Consider the following 21525-nt stretch of genomic DNA (forward strand, 5'->3'; position numbering starts at 1 on the left):
TTCCCGGAGGGGTGCAGGACTGCGCCCATCCGGGAACTTATTTCAAAAGTTAAAATAATTTATATCCCAGACTTATGTGCCATAAGTTCTGTTTCTGATCGTATTGACCGCTTTTATTAATATTGGTTAAACCCTTCTCGTACCGTAAATCTACTGTTACATTTCCTAGGTCAACCCCGACACCCGCTTGCGCACCGATCGTTTGATTTTTGTAGTCACGAAAGTTAACAGCTGTTTCGAAGTTAGACCTCGTATCTTTTGAAAGAAGAAAGCTGAAAATTGGACCAGCCATATAGCGGAAGTTTAACTTGTCAACTCCGATTTTATTTCCTACCAGAATTGGTACGTCAAGAGTGGTGAATTTAATTTTAGCGTCACCGGAAACGTTATTGTCATTTTCGTTTGCCCTTAATTCTCCACCCTTGCTGCCCAGGTAGGCTTCCGGTTGAACGTAGAACCCAACTGCTCCAATACGCGCCCAAACGCCGGCCTGATAGCCTAGCCTATTATCTTCCTTGGCCCAGTCGGCCTGTAATTTTGAAACATTCACACCACCTTTAACCCCAAAATTAATTTTAGGTAATTGCGCTGAGGCCGACAAACTTATAAGAAGTGTTATTGCGGCTAATAGATGTTTTTTCATGATCTTTTTTTTTAGTGTTTTAAATACGGTTACTTCAGAACAAACATAGATTATAAAAGTTGCTTTTCAACACAAGGATTTACTTTACAATAAGACGCTTATTTTTTTACTTTTGTCACAATAAAAATCAGGTTATTACCAAATAGTGCCTGAGGCAGGTCAGCTGCCTATACGCAGCATTTACGAAAGAGAATTATGGCAGAAATCACAATAAGTAAAGAAGACTGGGATAGACTTAAGTTGAAGGTAAGACGTAAATATCGCGAACTTTCAGAGGAAGATTTGGCATTTACTCCCGGTGAAGAAGAGAAGTTAATACAACATTTGATGCTGAGGTTGAAAAGGAACAGGGAATATGTCGTATTCACTCTAAAAAAAGGATTAGCCAACATAGACACCAATATCCTTTAATTCCTGAAACAGGCTGTTTTTTCATAACTTTTTAGTCGGCTTTTCGTAAAGGCTTTAAAATGGTTCTTGCCCATTTTAAATAATCATCTATTATTTTAAATTTACGTAACTGCTTTAATAGTACGTAGTAGCGGAAAACATGTATGAAAAAACGCAAAGGCTTGTTCAAAAATTCTGTAATCGGCGCTTGTTTAGGTTTAGCTGTATTTTCTTTTTCCTTTAGAGAAGATCTCTTTCTATACTCTAAGAACATAGACATCTTTGCTTCCCTTTATAAAGAAATCAATCTGAACTATGTTGATGATATAAATCCTTCAACGTTAATGAAGACAGGTGTGGATGCGATGCTTGACAGCCTTGATCCTTATACTGAATATGTACAGGAATCGGATATTGAGGATTATAAGATGAAATATGTAAGTACTCAATATGGAGGTATTGGTACTAGTGTTCAGAACCGGAATGGGAAATTTATTATCGCGGATACTTTCGAAGGCTTTCCGGCACAGAAGGCAGATATAAGGGCGGGCGATGAGCTGGTTCAGATAAATGGTGTGCCTTTAAAAGGTAAACCATATGAGCAGGTGAGTTCTATGCTAAAGGGGCCTAAAAATACTCCTTTAAAAATAACAATTAACAGACGCGGAGAAGGAACCCTCGATAAATCTTTATTAAGGGAAGAAATTACTCAAACCAATGTGTCCTACTCCGGAATGCTCTCCAATAACGTAGGGTATATAAAGCTGGACAAATTCCTTGAAAACTCAAGTTCCGAAGTTAAATCTGCTTTAATTGAGATCCTTAAAAGTAACCCTGATGGCCTCGTGTTAGATTTGCGTTCTAATGGGGGAGGAATTTTGCAGGAAGCTGTTAAGATTGTTAATTTATTTATTGATCCTAATGTTACAGTTGTAACTCAAAAGGGCCGTAACAGAGAGAAAACTATTAGCTATAAGACACTTGAAGGGCCTTTGGCTGCTAAGCTTCCTTTAGTTGTTCTTATCAATAACCGCTCTGCCTCAGCAGCAGAAATTGTGGCAGGGTCATTACAAGACCTTGATCGTGCTGTTGTAATCGGACAAAGAAGTTTTGGGAAAGGCCTCGTTCAGCAAACCTTCAACCTGCCCTATAACAGTCTTATAAAAGTTACTGTGGCTAAGTATTACACTCCTTCAGGGCGGTGTATACAAGCATTAGATTATGCACATCGCGGGGCGAATGGGAGTGTAGAGAAAGTTGCAGATTCCTTAATTACAGAGTATAAAACTAAAAACGGTCGATCTGTATTTGATGGTAGCGGTATTTATCCTGACGTTGCAGTCGATCCGGTGAAGTTGAGCCCTATTACTCAAACCTTGTTAAGTAAATATTATATCTTCGACTTCGCCACTAATTACAGAAAGCAAAAGACCTCTCTTGGAAACCTTAAGGGCTTTAAGCTTACAGAAGCTGAATATGATAGCTTTGTTAATTATGTATCAGATAAGAACGTAGATTATAGCACGAAAACAGAGAAATTGCTAAATGAGTTACGGGCAGAAGCAGAAAAGGAGAACAAGCTGGCTGAGGTTAAAGCAGAGCTTGAGGCCTTGAAAAATAAAGTTTCGTTTAGCAAGAAGAACGACTTGTCGCAATTTAAGGAAGAAGTTCGCAAGGTACTGGAAACCGAGATTGCAGGAAGATATGGTTTTCAAAAGGGAAGAATCGAACAAAGCTTTCAGTATGATGAAGAGTTGAAGGCAGCCTCAGGTGTGCTTGTAAACCGGGCCTTGTTTGCATCTATCCTCCAGGGATCCGGTAATTATAAATCAATAGGGAGACCGGGTAATACCGTTTCAGCGAGTTTAGGTGGTAGGTAAATAAGCAGTTGGAAAAGAAAAAATAAAAGGTTGCCTGTTTTCAGGCAGCCTTTTATTTTAAATAGAGTTGCTTTTATCTACTATCAATCTGATCTTTTCATCCAGCTTGCTTGTCGCTTCTTCAAGCAGACTGAAATATTCTCTGTCTACTTCATAATCATTTTCTTTGAATGCAGCAACCAAACCTATGATTGCAGAAACTGGGGACCGCAATTCGTGGGATTGGATCCAAGCAATTTCTTTCAACAAATTGTTTTGGGACTGAAGTTGTTTCAGGGTTCTATCTAACTCCATGATGTGACTAACTTGCTTTGCCAAAACCTCAAGTTGTTTTTTCTGCTGTTCACTTAGGCTCTTAGGGGCAACATCGTAAACACAAAGGGTGCCTACATTGTAGCCGTCATAGGATTTAAGGTTAGCACTTGCGTAAAATCTGATATGTGGGTCATTAGCAACTACCGGAGCATTTGCAAAACGCAAATCCTGAGAAGCATCAACAACTTCCATTATCGAATCAATTTCGATAGCGTGAGTGCAAAAGGAAGTTTTTCGTGGCATTTCCCTGATATCTGCTCCAGTACTAGCATTTATAAATTGAACGTCCTCATCCATCAGGGTGATCAGCGCAATAGGCGCCTGGCAAATTACAGATGCAAGCATAGTGATATCCTGTAACTCCTTCTCCCTGTTCAAATGAAAATCCAGATACCTTCTGGTAGCTGCCAGTCTTTGATCTTCTTTAATTTTTTCGGTCATTCGCTGATAAAAGATTATATTAAAAGTACTCCTACGTTATTCTTTCAATAAAGATGTGCTAATTTGTGAAGTCCTTTTATGATTTAGGAAAAAACCCTGGCAAAGCTTTCATGTTCATAATAAACAATAAGAATAATTTATGGAAAACGTTAAGCTTGCTGTAATCTATTACAGCTCTACCGGTACTAATTATCAAATGGCACAATGGGCTGCTGAAGCGGCAGTAAAGGCGGGGGCCGAAGCGCGTGTTCTGAAAATAGCGGAAACAGCTCCCGAGGCAGCTATTCAATCAAATCCTGCATGGGCAGCGCATGTTCAGGCTACTGCTGATGTACCAACTGTTTCACTTGAAGATCTTGAATGGGCAGACGCTTTGATTTTCAGTTTTCCAACCCGGTTTGGTAACCCACCATCTCAGTTTCGTCAATTTATTGATACCACTGGGGGGCTATGGTTTCAGGGAAAACTGGCAAACAAAGTAGTGAGTGCAATGACAAGCGCTCAAAATCCACATGGAGGACAAGAATCCACCCTATTGTCCTTCTATATAACTATGTTCCACTGGGGAGCAATTATTGCTGCCCCTGGTTATACGTCTCAAGTGATCTTTGGGGCTGGAGGTAACCCTTATGGGACAAGTGTAACAACTACGCAAGACACGATTCAACAAGGATCGCTTGACGCAGTTGCCCATCAGGCTGAAAGAACTGTGGAAGTTGCTAAGTGGGTAAAAGCAGGTCGGAACAATTCTAATCAATAGGAAACATATCACTCTTAAACGAGGCTGTTATACAGCTTCGTTTAAGCTAATACTGTCTCCATAAAATTATCAAGATACGGAACCAACAGTCGTCGGCTTTTGAAAGCCTTGAATTTTACAATTTCCCCTTCTCTTGCTGTGAAGAAAGCTTCTACATAGAAATCCCCCAAAGCATACAACTTAACTTTAAATAAAGCCTCTTCGCGTTCTGACAAGTAATCGGTGTCCCCAATTGCGTTGGCTTGTTCTTCTTTTGATAGTGATAGAAAAGTATAGATATCCATGTACGTGCAAGGTTAGACACTTATACGAACCTGTCTAGCAAAGGTTACCATCATGCTTTATTTTTTTCTAACTTTCTTTTAAATAAATATTCGGGACTAATGTTCAATCATTCGAAAGTATATTATCGACTTTTTTACTTAAACCTATCGAATAAGGAAATATTTATTATTTTTATGCCAACGTTGGCCTATGCCCAACGCTAGAACTAACAAGCTTTATTTTGCCGGCAGGGCAAAGTGCGAAGAGAGAAAGGAAAGCGAACTACTATTGCTATTAAAAACCTAAGTAAAATACATGGTACAGTCAGGCGACGAACTAAACATTATCGGTGCGGCTATCGAAGACCGTTACATTTCGGCTGGTATAGTCGATTTTAAAACACGTAGAGTAATAGATAAAACATTACGCCGGAAGCGGGTAAATCCTGCGGGTAGTGCTGATGAAATTATTAGTGCGTGGACAGAGTGCTTTCAAGAAGTTTTAACTCTTAAGACTTCTGATTGTATTCGAATTGGGATGGGTGTTCCCAATTTACTTGATTACGAAAATGGAATTTATCTTGGCAATGATCCTAAGAGGTATGGAAGCCTTTACAAGCTAAACTTGAAACAGGTTCTGGGATCTAATTTACTACTGCCTGAAGATCAAATTAAAATACAAAATGTAGATGCATGTTTTTTCCAGGGCGAAGTCTTTGCAGGTGCAGTTCGGGGTTATCAGAGGTCTTTCGGAATTACTTTAGGTGTAGGCTTAGGAACCGCTCGCTATAGCGAGGGCAGAGTTGAGGACGCTAACTTATGGAAGTCGGCATTTAAAGACTCGATTGCAGAAGATTATTTGTCACAAAGATGGCTGCTAAAAAGGTTTTATGACTTATCAGGGATAGAAGTAGCCGATCTTGTAGAAATGAAGCGATATGCGAACGAATTTGTTGAAAAGACTTTCGAGGAGTTTGGAATTAACCTGGGTCAGTTTATTACAACTATAATACAGAATGAGCGACCGGATGCTATTTGTATTGGAGGACAAATGGAAAGCTCCAATCGCTTTTTCTTTGAAACTGCAACTAATTATGTACAAGCCAGTGGATTTAAGACTCCTATTATTAAAGCTATCTTGGGAGAGAAGGCTTATGTAATAGGAACAGGTTCTCTTTGGAGTACAGAATTACTGCATTCATAAACCGGATACGTTGCGGAATGAAAAAGGATAGTACTAAAAGCAGTACAGTGAATGGCTTATAAAGAGGATGTGGAAGGAAATCAGCAAGTATAAATAGGGTAGTGGCACGGTTCTGGTTTAAAGCAATACATCACTTACATATACCTATGAAACACTCAAGAGCTGGGGGCCATCCCCGGCTCTTTCTATTATTATAGGAATTGCTGCTTCATTAACACAAACACATTCAGTAACCACTTTCTCATGATGAGGCCAGCAATATGTAAGTTTCCGAAAGATATTGTGGGTAATAAGCCAGGCCATCAATAATTCAACTCTAAATGGCCTCTACGAGGATGAAGTGTAATAATGAGGTTACCCCCGCGTCTATTAGTGGATTATGGTTTTCTTTGCACATTCTTTGCAGGAACACTAGCCATTCTCTCACGTAATTATGATTAATTATCAACGCTTTACCCTAATACCAATATCTCCGCTGAAAGTACTTTTAGCAATATTCTTTACCGTAACAACGCTTTTTTCAAGCTTCGCTCAGATATCTCAGGGAAATATAACCGGAAAGATCGTCGAGGCAGGTACGAATAAGCCAGTTGACTTTGCTTCAGTTGCCCTGGTTGATCCTGCTAACGGCAAAACTGTTAAGGCCGCAACTTCAGGGCAGGATGGGAGTTTTCTTATAAGTAATCTTCCTTGGGGGACCTATACATTGAAGGTCAGTTTTGTGGGGTTTAATTCCTTCTCTCGAACAGGCCTTACATTATCCGAAGCGAAGCCTCAAATAAACCTTGGCTCTATTCAGCTAAGTGCAGGTAAAGCTAATGTCTTGAAAGAAGTTGTAGTTCAGGGGCAGCGTAGTAATATGCAGCTAGGCATAGACCGGAAAGTTTTTAACGTAGAACAAAGCCTTGTAAGCGAAGGAGGTTCAGCGACAGATCTGCTGGCCAATGTCCCAACAGTTGCTGTCGATATAGATGGTAACGTAAGTTTGAGAGGATCAGGAAACGTTAGGGTGTTGATCGATGGTAAACCATCGGCAATAGGTGGCGGAGATATTGCAACAGTACTTCAATCGCTTCCTGCCAGTTCAATCGAGAATATTGAACTTATTACAAATCCCTCAGCAAAGTATGATCCCGAAGGTCAAACGGGAATTATCAATATCGTCCTTAAGAAAAATAAAAAAGTCGGGGTTAACGGGGCGGTATCACTATCGGCTGGCAACATGGATAATTACAATGTTAATACTAATCTAAGCTATCGCGACAGAAATGTAAATCTATACGGTAATTACAGCTTCAGGTACGGTAACCGTATTGGCCAAGGCTATAACAATACTCTGTTTTTTAACAACAATAGCGCAATCAATAACAACCTGGATGGTAGAAGACAAAATACAGGGAATACAGCAAAAGCTGGAATTGATTATTACATCAATGATAAAACAACACTAGGATTTTCTGCAAATATTAATTTAAGGAATGGGGATAGGGACGAGGATATTAACTATTTCTATAGGAACTTTAACAGTGGCAGGGACAGTACGAGCTTCAGAACTTCCCAGGAGGATGATAAGGACACTGGTTACGATCTCAACCTAGACTTTAGCAAGAAATTCAAGCGTCAGGGAGAGGAGCTGGTAACTAACTTCAGTTTAGGAAGAAGCAGGGAGGATGAATTTCAGAGCCTTGAACAAAATTTCTTTGCACCAAATGGAGCTCCTCTGGGCAATCGTCTTGACATGAGGACTAACGATGGTGAGGAGCTTAGTAAAAACTATAATATCCAATTGGATTATACCCTGCCAATTTCGAAAACCCAAAAATTAGAAACCGGCTATAGAACTACCTTGCGGCTTGAAGATGCTTCCCAGCTTAGTAAAACATTCAATGTTCAATCAAACAGTTACCGAATTGACTATAACCAGACTAATGATTTCTCTCTCGAGGATAAGGTTCATGCGGTCTACGGAAGTTATCAAAATCAGATCACCGATAAATTTGGTTTTCAAGCAGGCTTACGTGCTGAACAAGCTTATCTCAACACTGAGTATGAGGGAACAGATACATTAACTTTTCGAAAAACTTCTCAACCTGGTAATCTAAAGTATTTCAGGGTTTATCCAAGCATATTTTTAACCCAAAAGTTAGGCGGGGGAAACCAGCTGCAGTTGAGTTATACAAGGAGAGTTAACAGGCCGCGAGGATGGCAGGTAAATCCTTTTCGCGACCTTTCTGACCCAAACAATATCCGTGTAGGAAATCCTAATCTCCTTCCTGAAGATATTCATTCGTTCGAGCTAAGTTATATGAGATCATTTGGTGGGTTTACCCTTACATCGTCAGCTTTCGCCCGCCAGGTTAATGATGTAGTAGAAGGAGTTCAAAGTTCTATAGATAGTGCAACTACACTCACCCAATTTATAAACCTAACAAGAAACAGGGCCGCGGGGCTTGAATTAATAGGTAGGATGGAGTTTTCAAAAGGATTCAATATAACTGCAAACGCAAATATTTTCTATAACAAGTTCTTTGGAAGCCCGGAAAATAATATTCAGCCGAACAGTGGTTATAACTGGAATTCCAATCTGATAAGCAATTTTCAATTATCTAAGACTCTTTCGGGCCAGATCAACGCAAATTACGATGCTCCAAGGATAACCGCCCAAGGAAGAAGCAAGGCGATGTGGGGGACAGATGCGGCTTTAAGACTGGATGTGATGAAGAAAAAGGGCAGCCTCTCCTTCAATATGCGTGATGTATTTAATACGAGAAGATGGGGATTTTTAACAGATACCTATTTATTCTCCCGGGAGTCGCAAAGAAGGATGCAGGGTAGGATGTCCACACTTACATTTAGCTACCGCTTTGGTAAGTCCGACTTGCCTCAAAGAAAAAAATCGGATAGAAATTCTCAGGAACAGTTCCAGGACGAGGGCGGTTTTTAGGGTTAATTTAACCCATTTCTGCCAGTTCGACCAAGGCCTGGTGTAGTTGGCTTACTGCCATTGCTCCTTCTCCTACAGCTGAGGCAACCCGCTTGGTCGAACCAGAACGTACGTCTCCAACAGCAAACACAGCAGGGATACTTGTTTCAAGCATCATGGGCGACCGGTCTAAAGTCCACGATTCTGATTCTGCAGCTGCCTGTCCGGTAACTACGAATCCCTTTTTATCTAATAAGACACAGCTGTTGATGAAGCCAGTGTTAGGCAAAGCACCGATCATTAGAAAAAGATGCCTGATGGAACGCGACTCTGTTTCTCCCGTCTGATTATTTTTCCAGGTTACCTCTTCCAGAGCCCTACCACCCCTGAGTTCCGTTACTTCTGTATAAGGATGCACAGAGATGCGACCTGATGCCTTGATGCGCTGGATGAGATAATCAGACATAGTTGCTTCCAAACCTTCCCTGCGTATAAGGATATGAACATGGCTTGAGAAACGTGTAAGGAACACAGCGGCCTGACCGGCAGAATTCCCCCCGCCTATCACAATAACCTCTTCGTTTTTACATATATCTCCTTCCATTGCCGTCGCTGCATAATAAATCCCTGCTCCCTCAAACCGTTCTTCGTCTGGTAAGTTCAACTTACTATACCTGGCCCCTGAAGCGATAATTATTGAACGGCTTTGAATCCGGCAATGGTGGTCAAGAGATAGTTTGTAGGGTCTTGACTCGCAATCGATCGACTCCACCACGTAAGGCAGAGCGATCGTGGCTCCAAACTTATGAGCTTGTACTTGCGCTCGTCCAGACAGATCTTCTCCTGAAATGCCAAGAGGGAATCCAAGGTAATTCTCAATTTTAGAACTTGTACCTGCCTGTCCGCCTGGCGCCTCAGACTCAATCAAAACAGTGCTTAACCCTTCAGAGGCGGCGTATACAGCTGCCGATAATCCTGCGGGACCAGCGCCAATAATGGCCACATCGTAAATGTGGTCTTCTTTAATCTCTTCAGATAATCCAAGAGATTGTGAAAGACGCAGATTTCCCGGTTTTTTCAGAAGTTCATTTCTATTATATAGGAAAACAGATGGTAGGTCATCTTCCTTAATGTCATATCTCTCAACATAGGGCTTTGCCAGATCGTTATTGTAATCTACTATTTCAAGTGGGTACCCATTCCCCTTCAGGAACCGCTCTATCCTCAGTAAGTCTGCAGTGTGATTAGAAGTGATAATTGTAACAGATGCCTGATTGTGTGCAATAAGACCCCGTCTTCTTAGAATTATTGCCTGCAGGATCGTCTCACTCAAATCCGATTCCGAGGCCAATAATTTTTTAAACTGATCCCTCGTGATCCTTATCACTGTTCCATCCGCTCCCATTCGTCCACCCACCAGTATCTCCCGTCCATTGAACAAATCAAGTTCCCCCGTAAATTCGTTCTTTTCGTGCACTGTGATTACTCGTGTACCTTCAGTAACATGCTCGTAGATCTCGATACAGCCACTTAGCACAATAACGAAATCGACACTCCTTTCACCACGGTCAAATAAGATTGTACCTTTTCGATAATCATGGATGGTGCCAAAAGGCTTTGCCCTTTCCACCTGGTCGTCAGTTAATACCGGAAACGTTTGACTTACCCTGTTGTATGGATCACTTGGATTAGCGTTTAAGTTTGAAGTAGTAGAAGACATAGCTAACAACGGCTGTAATTATTGATCCCTTCATAAACACCTTCATTAACAAAGAGTTCTTGCTCTGCAAATATTCCTTAACAATTGTCACTTCTATACCCCGTGATTTGTGTTAGCCTTCATAAATCAAACCTATTGATATATGTCAATGCTCTTTCTTAGCATATCTCATGGTTTTGGCGTTTCTAATTAAACAATTTTGTAAGTATAGAATGCAGGCAAAAACGATATATAAAACCATGGAAAAAAGAATTGCAGCCGTATACGGCGGAACAGACGCTCAGGTAGGAGAATTAAGGGTTAATCGAGTACTACCTAATCGCTATATACATGCTGTTGGTCCCTTCATCTTCCTCGATCATATCTATCCCTTCAACCAGTATCCTAAAACGCCTTCTCCAAAGGATGGAAAACACGCTCACCCTCACCGTGGTATAGCAACGTTCAGTTACCTTTTTAGTGGTGAGTTGGAGCATTTCGACAGTGCCGGTAATCACGGCATCGTTAAAGCAGGAGGCGCTCAGTGGATGAAAGCAGGTAATGGAGTTATTCACGACGAGGGGTTTACAGCCGACTTCGAGCGTAAAGGCGGGGTCTTCCACGGTCTTCAATTTTGGGTAAACTTGCCCTCAGAGAATAAAGCTGAAGACCCAGATTACTTCGGTTTGCAATCAGAAGACGTGCCTGAAGTAACGATCGCAGGTGGGAAACTGAGGGTAATTATAGGAGAGTTTGCAGGTGAACAGTCTCCGGTTCAAACATATACCCAACAATTTATTTATCATATTAAACTTGATTCTGGGACAGACTTTATATTTGAAGCAAATAAGGATTTGGAATATGCTATTTTCCTTCCAGCCGAAGGGGTTGCAGTGAACAACCAGGTATTTGCAAAAAGTGAATTGCTTGCATTTGAAGAAGCTGGTACCGAAATTCATTTAGCTAATAAGGGGTCGGATATAGCAGATATCATTCTTTTTGGCGGAGCACCGTACGAGGAGCCTATCGTAGCCGAAGGACCTTTTGTGATGAATACTCGTAGCGAAATAGCAGATGCGTACAGCGGCTTCTTCAATGGCAATTACGGGAAGATCAACTACAATAATGATAAATAGAACACCCTGCTATTATCAAAACTACTTCATCATATAAAACTTAATCTGCGGCATGTTGTTCGCCCAAGTATGCGCACAAATTCATCCATAAAAAATTGTGATCTATGAGTTTACCTTTATCGTCGTTTTTCAACAGGGACCTTAGTTGGCTGTCTTTCAACGAGCGTATTTTACTTGAAGCGGCAAAGGATTACATTCCTTTACTGGAACGGCTTAAGTTTTTATCTATCTACTCATCCAACCTCGACGAGTTTTATAGGGTACGGATGCCAGCTGTTCGAGCTTTGCATAAGATAAATAAGAAGAAAGTTGCAAAGGATGAGTTGCAAGTGTTGCCTGACGTGATAGACACAATTAATGAAACGATCGCTATTCAGCAACGGTTCTACGGTGAAATATTAGAAAGGATTATCCCCGGATTAAAAGAAAATGGGATAGAATTAGTTTACAAACAGAAGATTCCAGCAGAGGTTGAGCCTAAGGCGGAAAACTATTTTTTTACACACCTTCTTGCCTTTCTACAAATTATCCCCGTTATTGAAGACGGCTCTTTTTTTCCTGAGAATAACAAGCTTTATCAGCTTGCAGTTACAGAAAATGGGCGAGGTGAAGAAGAGTTTTTTATCATAGTGATTCCATCCGACCATGTTCCTCGGTTTTGGGATATGACTTCCGGAGATAAACACCATGTTGTTTTTATTGACGATATAATTAAATATAATCTATCAAAGCTTCCGGGCTTCGAACATCTTAAAGGTCTATACTCATTTAAGGTTACCCGGGATGCCGAACTGGACATTGCCGATGAGTATGAAGGGGATCTGGCAGAAAAAATTGAGAAGCAGATCGAGAAAAGGGACTTTGGCTTTGCTACCAGGCTTTTATATGATGCTTCAGTCCCAGCCAGCAGCCTAAACGCTCTCGTTGAGTTTTTAAAGTTTGAGAAGGCAACGCTGGTAGAAGGAGGAATGTATCACAATTTGAAAGACCTCGCCTCATTTCCGGTAAAAAATAGCAAATTATCTTTCGAAAAATGGCCTGCTGTTCCTTTTGTAGTCGACCCGGGAAAATTGTTGCTGGAAATGATTTCAAGGAAGGATATCCTGATCAACGCTCCTTTCCAATCTTATGATAATGTAGTCCGTTTTTTCAACGAGGCAGCTGCTGATCCATCGGTTGAAAATATCTATATCACGGTGTACCGTTTAGCCACAGATTCAAGGATTGCTAATGCTTTAATAACGGCAGCTAAAAATGGTAAGAAAGTTTCAGTATTTGTAGAGTTAAAGGCTCGCTTTGATGAGGCAAATAATATTAAGTGGTCAAAAAGAATGAAGGCTGCAGGAATCAAAATAATTTATAGTATCCCTTCATTAAAAGTACATGCTAAAATTGCTCTCGTCACGCGGAAAAATGGCAGGAATGTTGGTATTTTCTCTACAGGTAACTTCAACGAAGTAACTGCAAATTTTTATACGGATCATATCCTTCTCACATCAAATTCCGATATGCTGTTTGAGGTCGAGAAACTCTTTATTTTCCTTGAGAAACGAAGAAAACCGGAGCAAGAGGATTTTATTGATTTCAAACATCTGATGGTTGCACAGTTTAACTTGCAGGAACGGTTCTTTCAGTTAATTGACCGCGAAATCCATAATGCCAAGCAAGGCTTAGATGCCCAAATCTTGATCAAGTTAAATAACCTGGAAGAGGAAAAGCTAATTGCCCGGCTATACCAGGCCTCTCAGGCAGGGGTAAAGGTCATTCTTATTATTCGAGGAATTTGTCGACTGATCCCTGGTCTTCCTGGACTCAGCGAGAATATCACAGTTAGAAGGATTATTGATCGCTACCTCGAGCACGGACGAATCTTCGTCTTTGCGAATAATGGCCATACAGAAGTATATATGGGTTCGGCCGATTGGATGTATAGGAACATCTATAGGAGGATAGAGGTTTGTTTTCCGGTTTATGATGAAGCGATTAAACAAACAGTTCTTCGATTGCTTAACCTTCAACTAAGAGACAATATGCAAGCTGTTGCGATAGATGAGCATGGCAGAAATCTTACTTTAGACAGGGGAGCAGAGCCGCTCAGCTCCCAATATGAGATCTATGAATTCCTGAGGCAGGATACGCCTGCAATTTCTTCAACATCTTGACTTATATCAACGTCAATCTTTGATATGTGATAATTTTTCCAATAGCGGTATTGCCGAGATTTGTAATAAATCACAGATCGAAATGAAATTACTAACTCACATAATCGCATGGTATTTACGAGATGTCAGTCCATTACAAGTTTCTGCATCTATTTGCTTAAGCATTACCTATGTAAAGGCTGCAATCAGCATATTTGTAAATAATAATTAGCGCTGTTATGAGAACTGAAATACTAGATCTAAGCCTTATTGATAAAGACATTAATCATCAGGGCAGCAGTATTTCTTTTGAACCCTTCATTGCCTACATGGAGGAGTTGGCTGCGCGTAATAGTATCAAAACATCGTTTTACGAAAGTCTGATCAGTAAGTTCAGGGGAGAATTAGGAGCGGAAGATGAAATCAAAGTAGAAGAAGTTTCAAAGTATAATGAATTACTTGAACTTATCTATATGTTCTTAACTCCACTTGTTTCTGCTGAAGATAACCACAGATGGGCGCTTGGAACTCCAATCCCATCGAAAGTTTTGCTTAGCACTGATGCTTTTTATGATTTTCATGCATGCGAATCGCATTGCACCATAGCCGGGGCGTTTGATTCAAAAAATATCTTCTCTGACAAGGAAAGGGCTTTTATGTATCGTGTTATACTTCAAAAGCTTTTTAATATATCAGCCGGGGTAAATAGTGATAGCTTTATTCAAACCACCAATCCGCTTACTAATCAACCTATCTTTTATAAAGTGCGGATTGACACGCGGTTTATTCAGGTTGTAAATCAAGAGCCTCTGCCAAACATAAGCCCTGATGTGCTAGAGACCTGGTTATGGGACTCAGACGGTCAGGAGAAGCTCGAGAGAGTTTTACCTCTCGCTTCTTTTAGCATAAAAGGTTTTTCGATCCTTGAGCTTGAAGATATCACTTCCGAACATGCAATAGAAAGCTTGAAGGATATTCTTGTTCAGCAAACATCAGAATTTGATTATGAAGCCTTAACCCATGCTCTACAGTCGCTTATAGGCACTACCGGGATAGAGTTTGGCTTACTTCCATTCCTGCAGCTAAACGGTAAAACAGTGTATGTTAAAGAAAGCTGTACCAATAGCATTCTGATGTCCTCCGCAGCTAGTTACAGGGTTTCTCAAAATAACTTCCATGAGCACGTAGAAAGATATAGAAATACTGGAAGAGCAATTTTCCTTAACAATCTATCGGGCGAAGGTAATGGCGACCCGGTGCTTCGAAGAATATTAAGGAAGTCTGGAATAGAATCTTTTGCACTGATACCAGTATTTTTTAAAAAGAAAATGATCGGAGCTTTGGAACTATACTCAAGAGAGCAGCCAGGACTATCAAAAGTAATAGCAAATCGCTTACAGCCAGCTCTGCCTTATATAGCACAATTGCTGGAACAAACAGCAGAGGAGTTCCAATATTCAATCGATAATGCGGTTCGTGATAATTTCACTTCTCTAAAAACTTCGGTTAAATGGAAATTTAATGAAGCGGTGTGGAAGCAAATGCAGGAGCATAATCAAGAGCCTGAGAGAATTGTTTTCAGGGACTTGTACCCGTTCTATGGTGCGATAGATATCCGTCAATCGACAGTAGAAAGGAATAAAGCTGCTTTTGAAGATTTGATCAGTACCATCAATTATCTGGAAATGTGTTTCAAAACACTTGTCGATTTGCAGGAGATGGGCGACCTGGAAGAACAACTGCCGGCCTGGCGGGAACACTTTAACAATTACAGGTCCGGTAAGGATGAACACCAGTTTAATCATGTTCTCGAGAACGATATCCATCCGGTGCTTTCTGCAATTGCAGAACGTTCCCAACCAGCAGCAGAATTGATCGAAGCGTATTTTTCAGAAAACTCAGATAGCACAGGCTCTCTGCATAAAAATCGGCGAGAACTTGAATTATCGATGCAGAAGGTAAACGGTGCGATCAACCAAGCGCTTTTGAATGATCAGAAAGACCTTCAAAGGAAATATCCTCATTACTTTGATAAATTTCGGACAGATGGAGTTGAATACGACATTTACCTTGGACAAACCATCGCTCCTGACAAGCCCTTTAAGAGTAACTATTTAGAGGCTTTTAAAATATGGCAGATTAGAAGTATGGCAGAGATAGGCCGGAGAACAACCCGGCTTGCACCTTCGCTCCCTAAACCCCTACTTACCACACAACTGATTTTCGTTCATTCTCATCCTATAGATATTAGTTATCGTAATGATGAAAAGCGCTTTGATGTCGATGGCGGTTATAGTATCCGGTACCAGGTTGTGAAAAAGCGTATTGACAAAGTACACATAGCGGGTACAGATGAACGCCTTACTCAACCGGGTAAGATTGCAATTGTTTATTCTCATGAAGCAGAAAGGGAGGCATATAAAGTTTACATCCACCAATTGCAGGAAGAAGGAGTTTTGGAGAACGATCTGGAGGAGCTTGACCTGGAGGTGCTGCAGGGAGTTAACGGTCTGAAAGCACTTCGTGTAGGAATAGCCGGGTAGCCGGATATCTGGGTTATTTATAGGATAACAATAGCTTATACTTTCTTCGTGTTCATTAAGGAACAAATCACAATTTCAGAAAAAAATAGGATATTAGGCTTTGTCAATTATTAATATGTACGAAAGTCTGCGGCAATACATTACCGAATATTCTTCCCTTAGTATCTCTGAAGAGGAGTTTTCCCTTATCAAGGAAGCTTTCAAACCCAAAAGATTAAGAAAAAGACAATATTTCCTTCAGGAGGGAGATGTTTGTAAGTATACCGGTTTTATTACAAAGGGCAGCATGCGGCAATATTCTGTAGATACTGCTGGCAACGAACATATCGTAAAGCTTAGCATTGAGAATTGGTGGGCCGGAGATTACGAGAGCTTCGTAATGCTTACACCCAGCAAATACAATATTGATGCGGTAGAAGATACCGAATTACTGATAACAACAAATGAAGCTATTCAGGAATTAAGATCCAGGGTACCTGCAATTAGCAAAATGATCCAGGTGATGGATCAAAGAGGTATGATCGCCGGACAGCGGAGAATGCATGCTTCAATAAGTCTGTCCGCTGAGGAAAGATATCTCGAGCTTGAGAACATTTATCCTGCCCTTTTACAGCGGTTTCCGCAAACTATGATAGCTTCTTACCTGGGTATAACGCCTGAAACGCTTAGCCGTATTCGCAAGCAACTGGTAACTAAGAAGGTTTAGAGCGAATTCTTATTTTATCACCAGATCAAGTTTAAGGTTTCCGTTAATAAACAATTCCGTTTCTTTTCTTTCAATCAAGTGGCGCACACCGGGACCGAGATTGAATTCGAAGCTTAGTACTTTGGCAATGGATTTTTGAATCCCCCAGGTAGCATAACCGCTCATAAAAGCAGATTGACTTAATAAGTCAATATTTGTTTTAGTTTTGAAGTAATACCCTGCGCCCACACCAACAAAGTCGAATGCATTATTGTGGGTTTTTCTCTTTTTGGCCACCCTCTTTCCTACGTTGTAGTATTGCCTAAATTCAGTGGTCAGGCTAGGCATCCATGCTCTGGTAGTTTTTGACTCAAAGCTATACTTATAGTAGTGGTTCCCGTCATAATACAGGTTAGAAGGCTCTGATTGGGAAGGATCAACAACAGTAAATTTCCCATAATGAGCAGACCCGGTAACAAAGTTAAGCGATGCTTCTGAATATAGAGTTGCGGTTGGATATAGTCGTTTTTCAAAGCTTGCCCCGGCTCCAAGGAGTTTAATTCCAGCTTTAAATTGATTGTCTTTTAATCCCTGATCCTGGGCTTTTAAGTTTAGGCCTGCGAACAAAGAAAAAATAAGTGTATAGCAGTAAATGTGAAAGGTTTTAGAATGTATCATCAGCGTAAAATTAATAAAATTGTTGTAAGTAAAATTCAGTTATCTTGATTCTAGGGGGACTGCAATAACCTCAAAAATGTTGGATGCGGATTTAAGAACGTGACTTAATATGGGCAATTTTTAAACCTCTGATAGTATCGCAAACGCTGCTTGCAAAGCGAGAACAAGCGTTTGAAGGTTAAAAGGTTTAGTAATGTAATCATTCATTCCCGCCGAAAAACAAGCCTCTTTATCTTCCGGGAAAGCATTAGCGGTCATTGCGATGATATGAGGTTGTTTTAGGTCCATTTGCCGGATTCGTTTTGTGGTTTCTATTCCATCTAGTTCGGGCATTAATATATCCATCAGAACTACATCGTATTGCCGTGATTTAATGAGGTCAAGGCCTTCGCGGCCATTATTGGCGAGATCTGGGTTGTAACCTAGTTTATTCAACACCTTGAGCGCTAATTTCTGGTTGACCAAATTATCCTCCACAAGTAGTATATTTAAAGGATAGTGCAATGCAGTTTCCTCCGAAAGGACTTGGTCTTTGAAACGTTCCCGTTTATTCGCAACAACAGAACCTTCTTCTGTACTTGCCAAGCTTCCAACAGGGGCCTTTATGCTAAACTTGAATGTTGATCCAACGCCTTCTTCACTTTCAACAATAATTTCCCCTCCCATCATTTGTACCAATCGTTGGCAGATCACCAGCCCTAAACCCGTTCCCCCGTATTGCCGGGTGGTAGATGAGTCGACCTGCGAAAAAGCATTGAACAATTTATGCCGTTTACTTTCCGGGATGCCTATTCCTGTATCCTTAACTTCGAAAGTTAGTTCGTTTTCGCCATTATTTTTTCTGTTAAACCCGACAGAAAGAATAACTCTTCCCTTTCTGGTGAATTTGAGGGAATTACTAAGGAGATTTAATAGTACCTGCCTTAAACGAAGGCTATCCCCAATAACCGACTCGGGAGTACCGGGAGCTATTACATACAATAATTCTAGTCCTTTTTCTTCTGCAGTAAAGGCAAAAAGGTCAATGATATCTTCAATTGTATTGCGGATTTTGAACTCGATTGACTCAAGTTCCAGATTCCCTGATTCAATCTTCGAAAAGTCCAGAATGTCGTTGATTATCGCCAGGAGCGATTGACCACTATTGGCTACCGTGCCTACGTATTCCTGCTGTTCCTGATTCAAAGGACTTTCAGCAAGTAATGAGGTCATTCCAATAATTCCGTTCATCGGGGTACGGATTTCATGACTCATAGTAGCCAGAAATTCACTTTTTGCTTTATTTGCATCATCAGCCTTCTTCCGTTCCTTCTCCAACTCAATATTTAGCTTCTGAAGGTTCTCAGTTTGAAGCTTTAGCTCAGTAGATTTTTTCTCAAGTTCATCTGATTTGAGCTTTAATTCAGCATACAGAACTTCCGCCGAGTTCTTTTCACTTCTTAGAATGGCGTTAAATTTCCTTTCTGATCGTACACTCAAGTAAGAGATAACACTACTTAATATTACGGCAGTTATAGTATTGAGATAAAAGTTAGAAGTGTATTGCTCTGCCGAGATGTTCTGCCATGAACTGTACTCAGGGACAAGAAATACGCAAGTACAAAAGCATATTATCGTAAGGAGTGAGAGGGCAAGTATTTCTTTATTGAAGTTTTTCTTATTCTCAACAAAGAATGGGATGGAAAAAAGAAGCGGCAGAAAGAATACATACCCTCCAATTTTGAGGCCTTCTGCAAAGCAAGAGAGCAGAAGGTGTAAGTTCACTAACACAACAATAAGAAACTTGGTGTATTTTACCTTGCCTTCTTTAATTGCAAATAGCAAGATACCGCCAAAAAACATAAAACCGGCGAGAATAGCTGCAGAAATATATAAGCCCTGGATAATATTAAAAGCAAGGATAACAGCACAATTAAGTTCTGTTACCAACCCTACCTGAATAGTACGGTCATAAATTTGTTTGGTATTCATAATGCAACAATCGTCCCGCCATCCAGTCTCATTTGAGCTGAAAAATAATATCTCCCCTTTTATTTCTGCGGCTTAAACAAAGATATTCGTTTAGCGCTAACCCTGTTGCTTATGTAGATAAAATTTTTGTAAAAGATAAAAGTTTTATCTTATTGCATCTGGCCGACCTTTATAGGTTCTTCCGCTGCTCTATTACATGCGTAGCTTAATATCGTAATACTATTATTTTCTCTACTGTATTGAAGTTTAATCCAACCATAATAGTTTTTTCCGTCTACCATTAAGCGTATTCCCATTGTTTTAGGAGCGCCATCGCTCCAGCGAGCAATGAAGGTAGTGTTAGGTTCATGCCTTAGGGCAAGAAGTCCATTTTTAGAATCCCAGGAATGTTCTTCAGGTAATGATTCAGAAATAATTTCTTCTGCAGAGTAGGACATAAGGTTCATACAATCGAAGAGTGGATTGTGAGTAAGCTTTATTTCTATCATCTTATGGTTCCCGAGATTCTTTACAAAGAATCCTTTAAGGCTATCCATATCCGTTTTATACTTATCCTTATATATTTCAAAGTCATACGCCCCATCCTCATTGATATCCAATTTAAGACCAGATGTCTGATTGAAATTAAGGGTACTGTTAATTTCTTTATAGTGGATGCCCTTTTGCTTTTCTAAGGGAGTTTCATTTTCTTTTTTGCAATGAGCATTAAAAAGTCCTATTAAGGTTACAAATGCAGCTAAGCGAAACAATTTAAACATATGACCTTTACGGAAGCAGAGAGGTTTCTGCTACACAGATACTAAATCGTTCTGATTGGGGTTTTCGTGATGCTTATTGCGGGAATGGAAAGGGATTCTTCTCCTTCGGCTTTTTCTCCTTTGTGTTACTCTCTTGTCCTGACTTTTCAAGTATTTCTGCTGCTTTTTCCAGAAGTCTCTTTCCCTCATAGCCTAAAATTTCTTCCCAACGGTAATGCTCGTTATCTATGTCAGCATTGCTGAAATTGAAATCTCGATGGTCGGATTTTCCATCAGCATAATTCCATGCACCAATTATCTCTGCTGGACTAAAATTTTTTGTATTAGCGGTCTCGTACCCTGTAATGCCTAGGTTTTTTATTACGTGAAGAGAACAAGTTACGAATAAAAGTGTGCCATCAGGAACGTCAATATTTATAAAGAACTCCTGTGCTTCTAGTATACCACCGGAGCCAAAAGTAAAATCCTTACAGTTTAAGAAACGCATTCTCTCGTGCCGGAAATTAACGGCGAAGCATAAAAACCTAATGATGAGGTCAGTATACGGAGGAACGTTCTTTATATTCTTCTCCCGTAACACGTTGTCGATATTAACCCTGATACGGCTATCTGGAAGTAGTTCGGCCTTTGGCCTAACGCTCATTACCTCGCTTAGGATAGAAAATTCGTTAAGTTGGAAACCTATCAAATTTGAGAGGTCTCCATCGTGGAGGTCTCTTCTGCCAGCCGTAGCACTCTTACTTTCATGGATACATTTTCTAAGACTTCCAGCGAAGCGAGTATACATCCTTGTATCGAATTTGCAATTCAAGGGAAGAAATAGTTCGCGTATAATTTTACCCGATGTGCTGGCGATCCCTTTTTCCAGAGCGCTAATATGAGAAGAAACAGTGTTTTCATAGGAACCGGGTGCCGCTTGCACAACCTCGATACCTAAAAATTCTCTACTGACAACTTTGCCAATCTTCCCTTTGAGTTTGTTTTTCTTAAAAGTTCCCATAGCAGGTTTGGTTAATTGGGATGGAAGTTAATAGCCTTGGTTTAAGTAGAAAATGACGTGAAACATTTTTTAAGGAACTTCGGTGACGGGTCTTT

17 protein-coding genes are annotated in these 21525 nt (G+C 40.4%); 9 read left to right on the top strand and 8 right to left on the bottom strand.

The features are described from left to right. Positions 1-49: 49 nt before the first annotated feature. A complete protein-coding gene (locus tag J4N25_RS08555; protein WP_207421780.1) occupies positions 50-643 on the bottom strand; it encodes a porin family protein in 594 nt (197 codons plus the stop codon). A gap of 195 nt (positions 644-838) precedes the next feature. Here J4N25_RS08555 and J4N25_RS08560 point away from each other — a divergent pair, with 195 nt between their 5' ends. Then, entirely contained in the window at positions 839-1054 is a 216-nt protein-coding gene (locus J4N25_RS08560) for a hypothetical protein (RefSeq protein ID WP_207421781.1), read from the top strand. Positions 1055-1197: 143 nt separating this feature from the next. Then, positions 1198-2913 (top strand): S41 family peptidase, encoded by a 1716-nt coding sequence (locus J4N25_RS08565; RefSeq protein ID WP_207421782.1) that lies wholly within the window; start codon positions 1198-1200, stop codon positions 2911-2913. Positions 2914-2970: 57 nt separating this feature from the next. On the opposite strand, the gene J4N25_RS08570 is transcribed toward J4N25_RS08565, so the two are convergent. After that, a complete protein-coding gene (locus J4N25_RS08570; protein ID WP_207421783.1) occupies positions 2971-3669 on the bottom strand; it encodes a GAF domain-containing protein in 699 nt (232 codons plus the stop codon). Positions 3670-3808: 139 nt separating this feature from the next. Here J4N25_RS08570 and wrbA point away from each other — a divergent pair, with 139 nt between their 5' ends. Continuing rightward, positions 3809-4429 carry an NAD(P)H:quinone oxidoreductase type IV gene (gene wrbA, locus J4N25_RS08575; RefSeq protein WP_207421784.1) on the top strand — a complete coding sequence of 207 codons (621 nt, stop codon included), beginning with the start codon at positions 3809-3811 and terminating at the stop codon, positions 4427-4429. Positions 4430-4470: 41 nt separating this feature from the next. Here wrbA and J4N25_RS08580 read toward each other — a convergent pair whose 3' ends face one another. Beyond that, positions 4471-4713 carry a hypothetical protein gene (locus J4N25_RS08580; protein ID WP_207421785.1) on the bottom strand — a complete coding sequence of 81 codons (243 nt, stop codon included), beginning with the start codon at positions 4711-4713 and terminating at the stop codon, positions 4471-4473. A 295-nt stretch (positions 4714-5008) separates the two neighbouring features. Between J4N25_RS08580 and J4N25_RS08585 the strand changes: the two genes are divergently transcribed. Further along, positions 5009-5896 carry an ROK family protein gene (locus J4N25_RS08585; protein WP_207421786.1) on the top strand — a complete coding sequence of 296 codons (888 nt, stop codon included), beginning with the start codon at positions 5009-5011 and terminating at the stop codon, positions 5894-5896. Positions 5897-6329: 433 nt separating this feature from the next. Beyond that, the gene (locus tag J4N25_RS08590) at positions 6330-8840 is read left to right on the top strand and encodes a TonB-dependent receptor (RefSeq protein WP_207421787.1); all 2511 of its coding nucleotides are present in this window, start codon (positions 6330-6332) and stop codon (positions 8838-8840) included. A gap of 7 nt (positions 8841-8847) precedes the next feature. Here J4N25_RS08590 and J4N25_RS08595 read toward each other — a convergent pair whose 3' ends face one another. Continuing rightward, positions 8848-10539, bottom strand: a complete 1692-nt coding sequence (locus tag J4N25_RS08595) for an FAD-dependent oxidoreductase (RefSeq protein WP_207421788.1) — start codon at positions 10537-10539, stop codon at positions 8848-8850. Between the two features lie 239 nt (positions 10540-10778). Between J4N25_RS08595 and J4N25_RS08600 the strand changes: the two genes are divergently transcribed. The 4 genes from J4N25_RS08600 (at position 10779) to J4N25_RS08615 (ending at position 17044) form a co-directional block, all read left to right on the top strand. Continuing rightward, positions 10779-11654: a pirin family protein gene (locus J4N25_RS08600; RefSeq protein WP_207421789.1), complete on the top strand. Its 876-nt coding sequence runs from the start codon at positions 10779-10781 to the stop codon at positions 11652-11654. Between the two features lie 104 nt (positions 11655-11758). Further along, entirely contained in the window at positions 11759-13816 is a 2058-nt protein-coding gene (ppk1, locus tag J4N25_RS08605) for a polyphosphate kinase 1 (protein WP_207421790.1), read from the top strand. A 218-nt stretch (positions 13817-14034) separates the two neighbouring features. Continuing rightward, positions 14035-16338, top strand: coding sequence for a GAF domain-containing protein (locus J4N25_RS08610; RefSeq protein WP_207421791.1), 2304 nt, complete (start codon positions 14035-14037; stop codon positions 16336-16338). Positions 16339-16453: 115 nt separating this feature from the next. Next, the gene (locus tag J4N25_RS08615) at positions 16454-17044 is read left to right on the top strand and encodes a Crp/Fnr family transcriptional regulator (RefSeq protein ID WP_207421792.1); all 591 of its coding nucleotides are present in this window, start codon (positions 16454-16456) and stop codon (positions 17042-17044) included. 9 nt (positions 17045-17053) lie between these two features. On the opposite strand, the gene J4N25_RS08620 is transcribed toward J4N25_RS08615, so the two are convergent. The 4 genes from J4N25_RS08620 to J4N25_RS08635 form a co-directional block, all read right to left on the bottom strand. Continuing rightward, positions 17054-17701, bottom strand: coding sequence for a hypothetical protein (locus J4N25_RS08620; RefSeq protein ID WP_207421793.1), 648 nt, complete (start codon positions 17699-17701; stop codon positions 17054-17056). A gap of 120 nt (positions 17702-17821) precedes the next feature. Next, on the bottom strand, positions 17822-19672 hold the full coding sequence (locus J4N25_RS08625) for an ATP-binding protein (protein WP_207421794.1): 1851 nt from the start codon (positions 19670-19672) through the stop codon (positions 17822-17824). 149 nt (positions 19673-19821) lie between these two features. After that, positions 19822-20430: a hypothetical protein gene (locus J4N25_RS08630; protein WP_207421795.1), complete on the bottom strand. Its 609-nt coding sequence runs from the start codon at positions 20428-20430 to the stop codon at positions 19822-19824. Between the two features lie 73 nt (positions 20431-20503). After that, positions 20504-21430, bottom strand: a complete 927-nt coding sequence (locus J4N25_RS08635) for a hypothetical protein (protein WP_207421796.1) — start codon at positions 21428-21430, stop codon at positions 20504-20506. Between the last annotated feature and the right edge of the window lie 95 nt (positions 21431-21525).

It is taken from the genome of Desertivirga brevis (assembly GCF_017355835.1).

Coding starts and splice junctions, on each gene's coding strand:
- J4N25_RS08630 (WP_207421795.1), bottom strand. CDS start 20,430: ATGTTTAAATTGTTTCGCTTAGCTGCATTTGTAACCTTAATAGGACTT.
- J4N25_RS08585 (WP_207421786.1), top strand. CDS start 5,009: ATGGTACAGTCAGGCGACGAACTAAACATTATCGGTGCGGCTATCGAA.
- J4N25_RS08635 (WP_207421796.1), bottom strand. CDS start 21,430: ATGGGAACTTTTAAGAAAAACAAACTCAAAGGGAAGATTGGCAAAGTT.
- J4N25_RS08580 (WP_207421785.1), bottom strand. CDS start 4,713: ATGGATATCTATACTTTTCTATCACTATCAAAAGAAGAACAAGCCAAC.
- J4N25_RS08625 (WP_207421794.1), bottom strand. CDS start 19,672: ATGAATACCAAACAAATTTATGACCGTACTATTCAGGTAGGGTTGGTA.
- J4N25_RS08595 (WP_207421788.1), bottom strand. CDS start 10,539: ATGTCTTCTACTACTTCAAACTTAAACGCTAATCCAAGTGATCCATAC.
- J4N25_RS08620 (WP_207421793.1), bottom strand. CDS start 17,701: ATGATACATTCTAAAACCTTTCACATTTACTGCTATACACTTATTTTT.
- wrbA (WP_207421784.1), top strand. CDS start 3,809: ATGGAAAACGTTAAGCTTGCTGTAATCTATTACAGCTCTACCGGTACT.
- J4N25_RS08570 (WP_207421783.1), bottom strand. CDS start 3,669: ATGACCGAAAAAATTAAAGAAGATCAAAGACTGGCAGCTACCAGAAGG.
- J4N25_RS08610 (WP_207421791.1), top strand. CDS start 14,035: ATGAGAACTGAAATACTAGATCTAAGCCTTATTGATAAAGACATTAAT.
- J4N25_RS08600 (WP_207421789.1), top strand. CDS start 10,779: ATGGAAAAAAGAATTGCAGCCGTATACGGCGGAACAGACGCTCAGGTA.
- J4N25_RS08615 (WP_207421792.1), top strand. CDS start 16,454: ATGTACGAAAGTCTGCGGCAATACATTACCGAATATTCTTCCCTTAGT.
- J4N25_RS08555 (WP_207421780.1), bottom strand. CDS start 643: ATGAAAAAACATCTATTAGCCGCAATAACACTTCTTATAAGTTTGTCG.
- J4N25_RS08560 (WP_207421781.1), top strand. CDS start 839: ATGGCAGAAATCACAATAAGTAAAGAAGACTGGGATAGACTTAAGTTG.
- J4N25_RS08590 (WP_207421787.1), top strand. CDS start 6,330: ATGATTAATTATCAACGCTTTACCCTAATACCAATATCTCCGCTGAAA.
- ppk1 (WP_207421790.1), top strand. CDS start 11,759: ATGAGTTTACCTTTATCGTCGTTTTTCAACAGGGACCTTAGTTGGCTG.
- J4N25_RS08565 (WP_207421782.1), top strand. CDS start 1,198: ATGAAAAAACGCAAAGGCTTGTTCAAAAATTCTGTAATCGGCGCTTGT.